This window comes from Micromonospora sp. NPDC047467 (assembly GCF_040643095.1).
In the GTDB taxonomy this organism is placed as follows: Bacteria; Actinomycetota; Actinomycetes; order Mycobacteriales; family Micromonosporaceae; genus Micromonospora.
Map to the genome: position 1 here is coordinate 521,758 of NZ_JBEYTO010000004.1, position 12,746 is coordinate 534,503.

At 73.6% G+C, this 12,746-nt stretch carries 16 protein-coding genes and 1 pseudogene; 14 read left to right on the forward strand and 3 right to left on the reverse strand.

The window, feature by feature from the left end; genetic code table 11:
- Positions 1-52: 52 nt before the first annotated feature.
- A complete protein-coding gene (locus ABZ780_RS14895) occupies positions 53-850 on the forward strand; it encodes a DUF2567 domain-containing protein (protein WP_357486306.1) in 798 nt (265 codons plus the stop codon).
- Here the strand turns inward: ABZ780_RS14895 and ABZ780_RS14900 are convergent.
- Positions 765-1,469 (reverse strand): LON peptidase substrate-binding domain-containing protein, encoded by a 705-nt coding sequence (locus ABZ780_RS14900; RefSeq protein WP_357011023.1) that lies wholly within the window; start codon positions 1,467-1,469, stop codon positions 765-767. The two genes, ABZ780_RS14895 and ABZ780_RS14900, sit on opposite strands and share 86 nt — an antisense overlap.
- Before the next feature lie 106 nt (positions 1,470-1,575).
- Here ABZ780_RS14900 and hisD point away from each other — a divergent pair, with 106 nt between their 5' ends.
- From hisD to hisF, 12 genes are all read left to right on the forward strand, one after another.
- Positions 1,576-2,898 carry a histidinol dehydrogenase gene (gene hisD, locus ABZ780_RS14905; RefSeq protein WP_357486308.1) on the forward strand — a complete coding sequence of 441 codons (1,323 nt, stop codon included), beginning with the start codon at positions 1,576-1,578 and terminating at the stop codon, positions 2,896-2,898.
- Entirely contained in the window at positions 2,895-4,004 is a 1,110-nt protein-coding gene (locus ABZ780_RS14910; RefSeq protein ID WP_357486310.1) for a histidinol-phosphate transaminase, read from the forward strand. Before hisD ends, ABZ780_RS14910 begins: the two co-directional genes overlap by 4 nt.
- The gene (hisB, locus tag ABZ780_RS14915) at positions 4,001-4,612 is read left to right on the forward strand and encodes an imidazoleglycerol-phosphate dehydratase HisB (protein WP_357011029.1); all 612 of its coding nucleotides are present in this window, start codon (positions 4,001-4,003) and stop codon (positions 4,610-4,612) included. Before ABZ780_RS14910 ends, hisB begins: the two co-directional genes overlap by 4 nt.
- Complete coding sequence (locus ABZ780_RS14920; protein ID WP_357011031.1) at positions 4,612-4,782, forward strand: hypothetical protein; 171 nt, start codon at positions 4,612-4,614, stop codon at positions 4,780-4,782. Before hisB ends, ABZ780_RS14920 begins: the two co-directional genes overlap by 1 nt.
- 7 nt (positions 4,783-4,789) lie before the next feature.
- Entirely contained in the window at positions 4,790-5,422 is a 633-nt protein-coding gene (hisH, locus tag ABZ780_RS14925; RefSeq protein WP_357011033.1) for an imidazole glycerol phosphate synthase subunit HisH, read from the forward strand.
- Between the two features lie 36 nt (positions 5,423-5,458).
- Complete coding sequence (locus ABZ780_RS14930; RefSeq protein WP_357011035.1) at positions 5,459-5,782, forward strand: hypothetical protein; 324 nt, start codon at positions 5,459-5,461, stop codon at positions 5,780-5,782.
- A 14-nt stretch (positions 5,783-5,796) separates the two neighbouring features.
- Positions 5,797-6,522 carry a bifunctional 1-(5-phosphoribosyl)-5-((5-phosphoribosylamino)methylideneamino)imidazole-4-carboxamide isomerase/phosphoribosylanthranilate isomerase PriA gene (gene priA / locus ABZ780_RS14935; RefSeq protein WP_357486312.1) on the forward strand — a complete coding sequence of 242 codons (726 nt, stop codon included), beginning with the start codon at positions 5,797-5,799 and terminating at the stop codon, positions 6,520-6,522.
- Positions 6,519-6,908 (forward strand): RidA family protein, encoded by a 390-nt coding sequence (locus ABZ780_RS14940; RefSeq protein WP_357011039.1) that lies wholly within the window; start codon positions 6,519-6,521, stop codon positions 6,906-6,908. The genes priA and ABZ780_RS14940 overlap by 4 nt, the downstream gene beginning before the upstream one ends.
- 84 nt (positions 6,909-6,992) lie before the next feature.
- Positions 6,993-7,439 (forward strand): MarR family transcriptional regulator, encoded by a 447-nt coding sequence (locus tag ABZ780_RS14945; protein ID WP_357011041.1) that lies wholly within the window; start codon positions 6,993-6,995, stop codon positions 7,437-7,439.
- A 5-nt stretch (positions 7,440-7,444) separates the two neighbouring features.
- Entirely contained in the window at positions 7,445-7,876 is a 432-nt protein-coding gene (locus ABZ780_RS14950) for an organic hydroperoxide resistance protein (RefSeq protein WP_357486413.1), read from the forward strand.
- 46 nt (positions 7,877-7,922) lie between these two features.
- A complete protein-coding gene (locus ABZ780_RS14955; RefSeq protein WP_357486314.1) occupies positions 7,923-8,921 on the forward strand; it encodes an NADP-dependent oxidoreductase in 999 nt (332 codons plus the stop codon).
- Positions 8,922-8,997: 76 nt separating this feature from the next.
- Entirely contained in the window at positions 8,998-9,765 is a 768-nt protein-coding gene (gene hisF / locus ABZ780_RS14960) for an imidazole glycerol phosphate synthase subunit HisF (protein ID WP_357011045.1), read from the forward strand.
- Between the two features lie 6 nt (positions 9,766-9,771).
- Here hisF and ABZ780_RS14965 read toward each other — a convergent pair whose 3' ends face one another.
- Both ABZ780_RS14965 and ABZ780_RS14970 read right to left on the reverse strand, forming a co-directional pair.
- Entirely contained in the window at positions 9,772-10,233 is a 462-nt protein-coding gene (locus ABZ780_RS14965; RefSeq protein ID WP_357486316.1) for a hypothetical protein, read from the reverse strand.
- A 377-nt stretch (positions 10,234-10,610) separates the two neighbouring features.
- Positions 10,611-11,198, reverse strand: a pseudogene (locus ABZ780_RS14970) (hypothetical protein); the annotation flags it as partial.
- Between the two features lie 59 nt (positions 11,199-11,257).
- Here ABZ780_RS14970 and ABZ780_RS14975 point away from each other — a divergent pair.
- Positions 11,258-12,715, forward strand: coding sequence for a PLP-dependent aminotransferase family protein (locus tag ABZ780_RS14975; protein WP_357011051.1), 1,458 nt, complete (start codon positions 11,258-11,260; stop codon positions 12,713-12,715).
- Positions 12,716-12,746 lie beyond the last annotated feature (31 nt).

The window sequence follows — 12,746 nt, forward strand, 5'->3', positions numbered from 1 at the left end:
GGAGCGCCGACGACCGTGCACGGCCCGGGCGGCGAGCTGAGAGGATCATCGGGTGAACCCCGACAGTCCCGAATCCGATCGGCCCGCGCCGCCCGGCGACGAGCCGTCCGTACCCCCGGCGTCCGCGGAACCGCTCGCCCAGGACCAGAGCCTGAGCGGTACGCCGCCGGACACCGACGGGCTCATCGGCCCCCTCCCGGTGGGCCCGCCGCGCCGACCGGGCCGGATCGGGGCGACGGTGCTCGGCGCCGCGCTCGCGCTGGCCGTGCTGGGTGCGCCCCTCGGGCTGCTCTGGGCGGCGCTCGCGCCGGACACTCCGGTGCTCAAGACCGCCGAAGGCGCCATCTACGCCGAGCCCCAGCCGGAGCAGCCGATCGCCGCGGACGGCTGGTTCAGCCTCGTCGGGCTGGCCTTCGGGGTGCTCGCGGCGCTCGCCCTGTGGTTCCTGCTGCGGCGCTGGCGCGGCCCCGTCGGGCTGCTCGGCGCGGTGCTGGGCGCGCTGGCCGCCGCGCCCGTGGCCTGGCAGGTGGGGCGCCGGATCGGCCTGGGGACCTACGACCGGCTGCTGGACACCGCCCCCGCCGGGCAGGCCTTCACCAAACCCGCCGACCTGCGTGCCGGTGGGGTCGACTGGCTGCTCGGGGTGCTGCCGGTGCCGCACGGCAACCTGCTGCTGCCGGCGTTCGGCGCCGCCGTCACGTACACGCTGCTGGCCGGATGGTCACGCTGGCCGTCGCTGCGGCCCGAGCCCGACCCGGCGGCCCTCAGTTGGGCGTCGGCGGGGACGCCAGTTCCGCCAGCGGCACCGGAACCGCCCGCACCTGGCGCAGCAGAGCCGCCTCGCGGTTGAGCAGCCGCAGTTCGGCGCGGAGCCGGGCCGCGGTGTCGTCGATCGCCAGCAGCCGCTGCCGGTCGTCCACGGTCAGTGCTGCGGTGGCCGCCACCAGGTGGGAGAGCACGGTCGGGTCCTCCGGCAGCTGCTCGGAGATCTCCTCCGGGTCAGCGCGGATCAGCCCGAGATACTGCCGGAACACCGAGATCACCCGCGCCGCCAGCAGGTCGGCCACCTCGTCCGGCCCGGCCGGCTCGGGCAGCCACTCGACCTCGGCGGTCAGGTAGGGCGCGGCGGCCTCGTCGACCTCGGCGATCCGAAACCGGCGTCGGCCCACCGTGACGATGTCGAAGCCGCCGTCGTCCAACTCGGTCACCTGGCGCAGCTCGGCGGTGCAGCCCACCTCGTGCAGGGTGACCTCGCCCACGCCGGGCGTCGGGCGGCCACCGGGCCCGGTGGCCGCGACCTCCCACCCGGCCTGGATGGCGACCACCCCGAACTCGCGCGGCGCGCCCTCCGGCAGGTCGACCAGATGCCGGACCAGGGCGCGGTAGCGCTCCTCGAAGATGTGCAGTGGCAGCACCAACCCGGGAAAGAGCACCGTTGCGAGCGGAAACACCGGCAGCCGTGCGGTCACGTGGTCGAGCCTAACCAATACCGCCCGCGACGGCGTGGTCCGGCTCACCGTCCCGCCGACCGGGCAGCTCGGGTGGGCGGCCGGCCCGCCGCCTAGACTCGCAAGCGTGCTGAATCGGATCGACCTGCGCGGTGGCCTCGGTGACCCGCGCCGCCTGCTGCCCCGTGCCCAGCTCGACGTGTCCGTGGCCGTCGAGCGGATCAAGCCGCTCGTGGAGGCGGTCCGCGAGCATGGGTACCCGGCGATCCGGGAGGCAAGCGAACGGTTCGACGGTGTCTCGCCGGAGGTGCTGCGGGTGCCGGTCGAGGCGATCGCCGAGGCCGAGGGGGTGCTCGACCCGGCCGTACGCGCCGCCCTGCTGGAGTCGATCAGCCGGGCTCGTCGCGTGCACGACGACCAGCGGCGCACCGACCACACCACCCAGGTGGTGCCGGGCGGCACGGTCACCGAGCGGTGGCTGCCCGTCGACCGGGTCGGCCTCTACGTCCCCGGCGGGCTGGCCATGTACCCGTCGACCGTCGTGATGAACGTGGTGCCGGCCCAGGCGGCCGGGGTGCGCTCGCTGGTGGTGGTCAGCCCGCCGCAGAAGGACAACGACGGCCTGCCCGACCCCCGGGTGCTCGCCGCGTGCGCGCTGCTCGGCGTCGACGAGGTCTACGCGGTGGGCGGCGCCCAGGCGGTGGCGATGCTGGCCTACGGCTCGGCGGTCGACCCGGCCGGTGAGCTGCGGTGCGAGCCGGTCGACCTGATCACCGGCCCGGGCAACATCTGGGTGACCGCCGCCAAGCGGCTGCTGCGCGGCGTGGTCGGCATCGACGCCGAGGCCGGGCCGACCGAGATCGCCATCCTGGCCGACGACACCGCCGACGCGGCGCACGTCGCCGCCGACCTGATCAGCCAGGCCGAGCACGACCCGCTCGCCGCGAGCGTGTTGGTCACCCCGTCGCTGGCGTTGGTCGAGGCGGTCGAGCGGGAGCTGGCCCGGCAGGTGCCGGCCACCAAGCACACCGAGCGGGTGACCACCGCGCTGACCGGTGAGCAGAGCGGCGTCGTGCTGGTCGACGATCTTGAGGCGGGGCTGCGGGTGGTCGACGCGTACGCGGCCGAGCACCTGGAGATCCAGACGGCCGACGCGCGGGAGTGGGCGCTGCGGGTGCGTAACGCCGGGGCGATCTTCGTGGGCGCCTGGTCGCCGGTGTCGCTCGGCGACTACTGCGCCGGCTCCAACCACGTGCTGCCCACCGGTGGCTGTGCCCGGCACTCCTCGGGTCTGTCGGTGCAGTCCTTCCTGCGCGGTGTGCACCTGATCGAGTACACCGAGGCCGCCCTGCGCGAGGTGGCCCCGCACGTGGTCACCCTGGCCAACGTGGAGGACCTGCCCGCGCACGGCCAGGCCGTCCAGGCCCGCTTCCCGGGAGGGCCGGCGTGACGAGCCTCGACGACCTGCCGATCCGCGACGACCTGCGCGGGCTGACCCCGTACGGGGCGCCGCAGCTGGACGTGCCGGTGCGGCTCAACACCAATGAGAACTCCTACCCGGTGCCGGAGCCGGTGGTCGACGCGATCGGCAAGGCCCTCGCGGCCGAGTTGCGCGAGCTGAACCGCTATCCGGACCGCGACGCCGTGGCGCTGCGCGCCGACCTGGCCGACTATCTCGGGCACGACCTCAGCGTCGAGCAGGTGTGGGCGGCCAACGGCTCCAACGAGATCCAGCAGCAGCTGCTGCAGGCGTTCGGTGGCCCGGGTCGCAGCGCGCTCGGCTTCGTGCCGGCGTACTCGATGCACCCGCTGTTGGCGCTCGGCACCGGCACCCGGTGGGTGCCGGCGCGGCGCGGCGTCGATTTCGGGCTGACCGCCGACGAGGCGGTGGCCCAGGTCCGCGAGCACCGGCCCGACGTGGTCTTCCTCTGCTCGCCGAACAACCCCACCGGCACCGCACTGGACCCCGCGGTGGTCGCCGCGGTGCTCGACGCGGCACCAGGCATGGTGGTGGTCGACGAGGCGTACGCCGAGTTCGCCCGGCCCGGCACGGTCAGCGCCCTCGCGGTGCTGCCCGGGCATCCGCGGCTGGTGGTCACCCGGACGATGAGCAAGGCGTTCGGGTTCGCCGGCGGCCGGCTGGGTTACCTGGCTGCCGACGCGGCGGTGGTCCAGGCGGTGCAGTTGGTCCGGTTGCCGTACCACCTGTCCGCGCTGACCCAGGCCGCCGCCCGCGCGGCGCTCGCGCACCGCGACGCCCTGCTCGGTACGGTGAGCGCGATCATGGTGCAGCGGGACCGGATCGTGACGACGCTGCGCGGGCGCGGTCTTCGGGTGGCCGACAGCGACGCCAACTTCGTGCTGTTCGAGGTGGGGGGCGACCAGGCGACCGCCTGGCGTGCCCTGCTGGAACAGGGGGTGCTGGTCCGCGACGTCGGCCTGCCGGGCTGGCTGCGCGTGACCGCCGGCACCCCGGCTGAGACCGATGCTTTCCTTAGCGCGATGGAGACTGTGAGCTTGCGCGCCCCGCAGTCGCGACCGAAAGGCAAGACATGAGCAGGACCGCCCGGGTGGAGCGGATCACCAAGGAGACCAAGGTTCTCGTCGAGATCGACCTCGACGGCACCGGGACGGCCGAGATCAGCACCGGCGTGGGCTTCTACGACCACATGCTGCACCAGATCGCCCGGCACGGCGGCTTCGACCTGACCGTGCAGACCGTGGGTGACCTGGAGATCGACGCGCACCACACGATGGAGGACACCGCGCTGGCTCTGGGCGCCGCGTTCGACCAGGCGCTGGGCGACAAGGCGGGCATCCGGCGGTACGGGTCGGCGACGGTGCCGATGGACGAGGTGCTGGTGCGGGCCGCGGTGGACCTGTCCGGCCGGCCGTACGTGGTGCACGACGAGCCGCTGCTCGCGCCGTACATCGGGCCGGTGTACGCGACAAGCATGACCCGGCACATCTGGGAGTCGTTCGGTCAGGCGGCCCGGGTCACCCTGCACGTCGACGTGCTGCGGGCGGCCCGCCCGGGTGGTCACCCGGACGCGCACCACGTGGTGGAGGCGCAGTTCAAGGCGGTGTCGCGGGCGCTGCGGGAGGCCACCGCGATCGACCCGCGGGCGGCGGGCGCGATTCCGAGCACGAAGGGTGCTCTCTAATGGGTGGCGCGTTGCCGACGTTGTTGCTGATCCTGGCCGGGGTGCTGGTGGGTGGCACCTGGTCGTTGTACCGGCAGGGCGCGCCGAAGGTCGCCGTGCTGATCACCGCGGTGCTCGCGGTGCTCGCCACGGTCGCCGGGGTGCTGCGGCTGCTGCCGGGGGACGGGTGAGCGCACGATGAGTGACGTGGTGGTGCTGGACTACGGCTCGGGCAACCTGCGGTCGGCGGAGCGGGCGTTGGCGGCGGCCGGGGCGGCCGTGCGGGTGACCGACGACCTCGCCGCGGCGGCTGCCGCTGATGGTCTGGTGGTGCCCGGCGTGGGCGCGTACGCGGCGTGCATGGCCGGCATCGAGGCGCTCGGCGCGGGCCCGGTGATCGCCGAGCGGGTCGCGGCGGGCCGGCCGGTGCTCGGCATCTGTGTGGGCATGCAGGTGCTCTTCGAGTACGGCGAGGAGCACGGGGTGGTGACCAAAGGGCTGGGTCTGCTGCCCGGTGGGGTGACCCGTCTGGCCGCTGCCCGGTTGCCGCACATGGGCTGGAACACGGTGCGGGCAGCCCGGGGTTCGGTGCTGTTCGCGGGCCTGCCAGCTGGGAGCCGCTTCTACTTCGTCCACTCGTACGCGATGGGTGACCCGGCGGCGTTGGCGGCGTCCGGCGCCACGGTGACGACGGCCCACCATGACACCGACTTCGTGGCCGCGGTGGAGCGTGGGCCGCTGTCGGCTGCTCAGTTCCATCCGGAGAAGTCCGCCGACACCGGTGCCGCGCTGCTGCGCAACTGGCTTGCCACGCTGCCCAGTGGTGACTGAGCGCAGTCGCCCGCTGCCTGGTCGCGGGGTGTCGCGGTGAGCCGGGAACGCGCCCGTCGCCGCGCGGAGCGGGAGGCGGTGCTGGCCCGGGAACGGGTGGTCCGGCAGCGTCGGGTGGCCCGCCGGCAGCGCCGTCGGGCGCTGGTTCGCCGGTTGACGCCGCAGGTGCGGCGGGGCCGGTCGGGTCGGCTGGCCCGGCACACCCGGGGTGAGCGGGCCGCGATCGTGCTGCTCACCGGGGCGGCGATGATTCTGATCTGGACGTTCGTCGACAACCTGGCGTTGCGTATCGCGCTGATCGTGCTGTTGCTGCTCGTACTGCCGGCGATCGTGGTGATCGCCTTGGACCGCCGTACCTGATCGAGGAGAAGACCTTGAGCCTCACCCTGTTACCCGCCGTGGATGTCGCCGACGGCCGGGCTGTCCGGCTCGTGCAGGGCGCCGTCGGTAGCGAGAGCATCTACGGTGACCCGTTGGACGCCGCGCTGGCCTGGCAGCAGGACGGCGCCGAGTGGATCCACCTGGTCGACCTGGACGCGGCCTTCGGTCGGGGCACCAACGCGCACCTGCTCGCGGAGGTGGTGCGTCAGTTGGACGTGAAGGTGGAGTTGTCCGGTGGCATCCGCGACGACGAGTCGCTGCGCGCGGCGTTGGGCACGGGGGCGGCGCGGGTGAACATCGGCACCGCCGCCCTGGAGGACCCGGAGTGGTGTGACCGGGTGTTGGGGGAGTACGGCGACCGGGTCGCCATCGGGTTGGACGTGCGCGGTCGTACCCTGTCGGCGCGGGGCTGGACCCGCGACGGCGGCGACCTGTACGAGGTGCTGGAGCGGCTGGACAAGGCGGGCGCGACCCGGTACGTGGTCACCGACATCACCAAGGACGGCACGATGCGCGGGCCGAACCTGGAGCTGCTGCGCGAGGTGTGTGCTCGTACCGACCGGCCGGTGATCGCGTCGGGTGGCGTGTCCACGTTGGACGATCTGCGGGCGTTGTCCACGCTGGCGCCGCTCGGGGTGGAGGGTGTGATCGCGGGCAAGGCGCTCTACGCGGGTGCTTTCACGGTGGCCGAGGCGCTGCGGACGTTGGCCGAGGCGTGACGGTCACCCGCCTCGGTTCGGGCGGCCCGTGGGAGCAGCAGTATGGCTACTCGCGGGTGGTCCGGGCCGGCGACCGGGCCTTCACGGCGGGCTGCACGGCCACCGTGGAGGGTCGGGTGGTGCACGTCGGTGACGCCGCCGCGCAGACCGCGCAGGCGCTGCGGATCGCGCTGGACGCGCTCGCCGAGGTGGGGGCGGAGCCGGGCGACGTGGTCCGGACCCGGATGTACGTGACGGACCGCCTGCACGCCGATGAGGTGGGCCGGGCGCACAACGCGGTCTTCGGCGCGGTGCGGCCCGCCGCGACGTTGGTGGTGGTGGCCGGTCTGCTGGACCCGGAGCATCTGGTCGAGGTGGAGTTGGAGGCGTACCTCGGCGATCGCTGAGGTCGGCCCGGCGGTGACCGTCGTTCCGGCCGATCCGCGGCCCGATAGGTTGTGCGCAACTTAATTGTGGGCTACGGTTCCCCGGTGACCGATGATCTGCTGTTGCGCCGGCAGGTGTGCTTCGCGCTCTACGCCGCGTCGCGCGCCCTCACCGACGTCTACCGGCCGATCCTCGACGAGTTCGGGCTGACCTACCCGCAGTACCTGGTGCTGCTGGTGCTCTGGGAACGCCCCGACGACGCCCCCACGGTCTCCGAGCTGGGCGCCGAGCTGCGGCTCGACTCCGGCACCCTCTCCCCGCTGCTCAAGCGGTTGGAGACGGCGGGCCTGGTGGTGCGGCGGCGGTCGGCGCGCGACGAGCGGCGGGTCGAGGTGGGCCTCACCGAGGCGGGCCGGGCGCTGCGGGAGCAGCTCTGCGACGTCCCGCTGCGGATCGCGCAGGCCACCGGGCTGGGCCTCGGTGAGCTTGTCGCGTTGCGCGACACCCTCACCCGGGTCACCGACACCATCCATCGACAGAAGGAGCAGTGAGCATCATGCAGGTTCTCTACACCGCATCCGCGACGGCCAGCGGCGACGGCCGGAACGGCCACGTCGAGACCTCCGACGGCACCTTCACGCTCGACCTCGCCGTGCCGAAGGAGATGGGTGGCACCGGTGGCGCCGCCAACCCCGAACAGCTCTTCGCCGCCGGCTACGCGGCCTGCTTCCACGGCGCTCTGCGGCTGGTGGCCCGCCGGGCCAAGGCCGACGTGACCGGCTCCGTCGTCGCCGCCGAGGTCGGCATCGGCCCGAGCGGCAGCGGTGGCTTCGGGCTCACCGTGCAGCTCGTCATCGACCTGCCCGCGGTGTCCCGCGAGACCGCCGAGCAGATCGTCGAGCAGGCCCACCAGGTCTGCCCCTACTCCAATGCCACCCGCGGCAACATCGACGTCGCGCTGACCGTCCGCGAGACCCTGCCCGCGTGACGTCGCCCGCCCAGCCCCCGACCGCGGACGAGAGGACACCCACCCCGTGACCAGCAACCGCGAGATCCACCTGGCCAGCCGCCCCCACGGCTGGCCGACCGAGGACACCTTCCGGCTCGTCGAGATCGACGTGCCGACGCCCGGCCCGGGCCAGATCGTGGTCCGCAACCAGTACATGTCCGTCGACCCGTACATGCGCGGGCGAATGAACGACGTCAAGTCGTACGTGCCGCCGTTCGCCCTCGACGCGCCGCTCGACGGGGGCGCGATCGGCGAGGTGGTGGCCAGTGAGGCGGCGGACGTCGCCGTCGGCGACACCGTCCTGCACGGGCTGGGCTGGCGGGAGTACGCGCTGCTCAACGCCAGCTCCGCCCGCAAGGTCGACCCGAGCCTCGCCCCGGTCAGCGCGTACCTGAGCGTGCTGGGCATGCCCGGTCTGACGGCGTACGCCGGGCTGCTGGAGGTGGCCGCGATGAAGCCCGGCGAGACGGTCTTCGTCTCCGCCGCGGCCGGCTCGGTGGGCAGCCTGGTCGGTCAGATCGCCAAGCTCAAGGGCGCCGGCCGGGTGATCGGCAGCGCCGGCTCGCCGGCCAAGGTCGAACGGCTGCGGGCGCTGGGCTTCGACGCCGCGTTCGACTACCACGACGGCCCGGTCCGTGACTCGCTGCGGGCGGCCGCCCCGGACGGCATCGACGTCTACTTCGACAACGTCGGTGGCGACCACCTGGAGGCGGCGATCTCGGCGATGAAGCTGCACGGCCGGGCCGCCATCTGCGGCATGATCGCGCAGTACAACGACACCGAGCCGCCGGCCGCACCGCGCAACCTGGCGCTGGTCATCGGCAAGCGGCTCACGCTGCGCGGCTTCCTGGTCGGCGACCACGGCCACCTGCGCGAGGCGCTGGTCCGTGACGTCGCCGGCTGGCTGCGCGAGGGCACGCTGTCCTACGACGAGACGATCGTGGACGGCATCGAGAACGCCCCGGCGGCGTTCCTCGGCCTGCTGCGCGGCGACAACCTCGGCAAGATGCTCGTCCGGGTGTGAGTCCCGATCCGACGCGGGGTGGTGGCCGGCCTCACAGGTCTGCCACCGCCCCGCGTGCGGAGGATAGGCTCGCGGCATGACGGTGGCGGTGCGCGTGATCCCCTGCCTGGACGTGGACGCGGGACGGGTGGTCAAGGGGGTCAACTTCCTCGACCTGCGTGACGCCGGCGACCCGGTGGAGCTGGCCGCCGCCTATGACAGGGCCGGCGCCGACGAGCTGACCTTCCTCGATGTCACGGCGTCGTCCAGCGACCGGGGCACCATGCTCGACGTGGTGCGCCGCACCGCCGAGTCGGTCTTCATCCCGCTGACCGTCGGTGGCGGGGTCCGGCAGGTCGCCGACGTCGACACGCTGCTGCGCGCGGGCGCCGACAAGGTCGGCGTGAACACGGCCGCCATCGCCCGACCGGAGCTGATCGCCGAGATCGCCGACCGGTTCGGCCGGCAGGTGCTCGTGCTCTCCCTCGACGTGCGCCGCGCGCCGGCCGGCGGCACGCCCAGCGGCTTCGAGGTCACCACGCACGGCGGTCGGCGTGGCACGGGCATCGACGCGGTGGAGTGGGCGCGGCGGGGCGCTGAGCTGGGCGCGGGGGAGATCCTGCTCAACTCGATGGACGCCGACGGCACCAAGGCGGGCTTCGACCTGGAGTTGATCGGCGCGGTGCGGGCTGTGGTGGACGTGCCGGTGGTGGCCAGTGGCGGCGCCGGCGAGGTGGGGCACTTCCCGCCGGCGATCGGGGCCGGCGCGGACGCGGTGCTCGCCGCCAGCGTCTTCCACTTCGGTGAGCTGACCGTGGCCGAGGTCAAGGACGCGCTGCGCCGCAGCGGTCACCCGGTGCGCTGAGCCCAGTCAGTGCCCGCCGGGGTGCCCCTCCGGTGACCGGCGGGGCGTGGGGATCGAGCGGACGGTGTATTCCTGCACGGCCGCCGCGTGATCTTCCTCGTCGAGGATCCAGTCGGCGCGACCGGGCTCGCGGCGGCGGCTCAACACACCCTGCACCGTGTCCACCATGGTCGCCACCCCGGCGCGCGGCCGGGAACGCCAGAGTTGCTCGCCCTCGGCGGTGATCCGGAACCAGCCGTCGGCGACGGTGACCAGCCCGGCGCCGACCAACCGCTGGACGGCGGCCTCCACCTCGTGCCGCTGTGGAATCGCGTGGTTGAGGTGGTCGGCGGTGGACAGCACGTCGGTCAGACGGACGCCCTCCGGACGGCGGCTGGTCGCGGACCGTCGGTGCCGCCCGGCTCCGCTCGCGATCACCAGCGACACGAAGATCCAGGCGTCCGTCCAACGCCAACCGTTGTCCCCCATGCAGAGATGATGACGGCGAGCGTCGCGGAAGGGAACACCCACCCGCGAACGTGCGCTATTACACCCCGTGGCGTGCCGGCCCGGGGACCGTCGGTGAGGGCTCAGCCGGTCGGCGCCACCGGCTCGACACCTTCCGTGGCGGACGGCCCGACGCTCTGCCTGCCCGGCGCGGGCGCGGCGTCCGTCGGGTGACCCGCGTCCGGCGCGGCGCCTACCGCGTTGCCCGCGGCGGTGCCGGGTGCGAGGGCGACGTCCGATCGCTGGTCCGCGGCCGGTGCGGGAGCGGTGTCCGACGGGTGCTCTGCGGCAGCGGCCGGTGTGGGAGTGGCGTCCGTCGGGTGGTCTGCGGCGGTGTTCGGTGTGGGCACCGCGAACAGCGGGAGAAACAGTTGCGTCAACGGGCCGATGGCCAGCGCGTAGGCGAGGGTGCCCACGCCTACCGTGCCGCCGAGCAGCCAGCCCAGCGCGAGCACCATGATCTCGATGGCGGTACGCACCAGCCGGACCGACCGACCGGGCCGACGGGCCACGAAGCCCGTCATCAGCCCGTCGCGCGGGCCGGGGCCCAGATGGGCGCCAAGGTAGAGGGCGGTCGCCGCGCCGTTGCCGACGATCCCGGTGATCAGCAGCGCGATCCGCACGCCGAGCGGTCCACCGCCTGGCAGCAGGGCCAGGGTGGCATCCACGACCAGACCGATCACGACCACGTTGCTGACCGTGCCCAGGCCGGGCCGCTGTCGCAGCGGGATCCAGAGCAGCAGCACCACGACACCGACGAGGATCGTGACGGTGCCGAAGGAGAGCGTGGTCAGCTCGGACAACCCCTGGTGGAATACGTCCCAGGGGTTGAGGCCCAGGTCGGAGCGGATCATCAGGGCCATGCTGACCCCGTAGAGGACGAGCCCGACGTAGAGCTGGGTGAGTCGCCGCACCGGCCGATGCCGCAGATTGCCAATCAGTGCCATGCATGCCACCCTAGGTGCCAATCCTCCCGGAGGAAGAAGCCAATATCCGAGGAGTGGCTATGGCAGGTCAGGTGAGAGGCGTCCAATTGGCCCGCCTGCTCGGGCAGTGGCATGCCCTGCCGGGCCGCCGCCGCAGCCCCGACTACGCGGCCCTGGCCGGCGCGGTGCGCGGGCTGCTCGCCGACGCCCGGCTGCCGCTGGGCGTCCGCCTCCCGGCCGAGCGAGAGCTGGCCGAGGCGCTGCGGATCAGCCGTACCACGGTCACCGCCGCCTACCGGGAGCTGCGCGAGACCGGGCACCTGGCCAGCCGTCGGGGCGCCGGCAGTTGGACGATGCTGCCCGCCAACCACCGGGTGGCCAGCACCGGGCTCTGGACCCCGCTGGACGACCGGGAGATGATCGACCTCGGCGTCGCCGCGCTGGCCGCCCCGCCGCAACTGCTCGGCGCGGCTCGGGCCGCCACCGAGGACCTGCCCCGCTATCTGGGCGGGGCCGGCTACCACCCGACCGGCATCATCGAGCTGCGCGAGGCGATCGCCGACGGCTACACCGCCCGGGGCCTGCCCACCTCGGCCGACCAGATCATGGTCACCAGCGGCACCCAGCACGCCCTGGACCTGGTGCTGCGGCTCGCCCTGCCCCCCGGCGGGAGCGTGCTGGTCGAGTCCCCGACGTACCCCAACGCGCTCGCCGCCCTGGCCGGCCGGCGGGCCCGGATCACCACCCACGGGCTGTCCGTCGACGCCGGCGGCTGGGAGCCCGACCTGCTGCTGGGCAGCCTTCGGCAGACCCGGCCCAAGCTGGCCTACCTGATCCCGGAGTTCCAGAACCCGACCGGGCATTTGATGCCGTCCGCGCTGCGCGAGCGGGTGGTGGCCGCCGCCCACGCCGTCGGCACCGACCTGATCGTCGACGAGTCCTTCGTGGACCTGCCGCTGGACGGCACCGAGCTGCCCCCGCCGATGGCCGCGTTCGACCGGCACTCCCGGGTGGTCAGCATCGGTGGGATGAGCAAGCCGTACTGGGGTGGCCTGCGGATCGGCTGGGTCCGCGCCTCCGCGCCGCAGGTGCAGCGACTGGCCGCCGTCCGGGTCGGCGTGGACATGTCCAGCCCGGTGCTCGACCAGCTGGTAGCGGTGCACCTGCTCGACGACGCGGCCGCGATCGTCGCGGCCCGCCGGGTCCAACTCGCCGCCCAACGCGACGCGCTGCTCGGCGCGCTGGCGCACCAGCTACCGGACTGGCGGGTGAGCATCCCGCGCGGCGGCGTGACACTCTGGGCCGAGCTGGACGGCCCGGTCTCCAGCGCGCTGGCCCGGGCCGCCGAGGAGGTCGGAGTCCGCTTGGCGCCCGGCCCCCGGTTCGGTCTGGACGGCACCCTGGAGCGTTTCCTGCGGCTGCCGTTCACCCTGCCGGCCACCGACCTGGTGGAGGCCGTGGGGCGGATCGCCACGGTCCGCTACGACCTGGACCGCGCCGGCCGGCAGCGGTGGCGAGAGCCCTCCGTCATCGCCTGAGCCCGACCCGTCGCCTGAGCCCCGACCATCG

What these genes read in the sequence shown, in the direction of transcription:
- hisB (WP_357011029.1), top strand. Translation starts at nt 4,001, where the DNA reads ATGAGCAGGACCGCCCGGGTGGAGCGGATCACCAAGGAGACCAAGGTT.
- ABZ780_RS14920 (WP_357011031.1), top strand. Translation starts at nt 4,612, where the DNA reads ATGGGTGGCGCGTTGCCGACGTTGTTGCTGATCCTGGCCGGGGTGCTG.
- hisH (WP_357011033.1), top strand. Translation starts at nt 4,790, where the DNA reads ATGAGTGACGTGGTGGTGCTGGACTACGGCTCGGGCAACCTGCGGTCG.
- ABZ780_RS14950 (WP_357486413.1), top strand. Translation starts at nt 7,445, where the DNA reads ATGCAGGTTCTCTACACCGCATCCGCGACGGCCAGCGGCGACGGCCGG.
- hisF (WP_357011045.1), top strand. Translation starts at nt 8,998, where the DNA reads ATGACGGTGGCGGTGCGCGTGATCCCCTGCCTGGACGTGGACGCGGGA.
- ABZ780_RS14965 (WP_357486316.1), bottom strand. Translation starts at nt 10,233, where the DNA reads ATGGGGGACAACGGTTGGCGTTGGACGGACGCCTGGATCTTCGTGTCG.
- ABZ780_RS14975 (WP_357011051.1), top strand. Translation starts at nt 11,258, where the DNA reads ATGGCAGGTCAGGTGAGAGGCGTCCAATTGGCCCGCCTGCTCGGGCAG.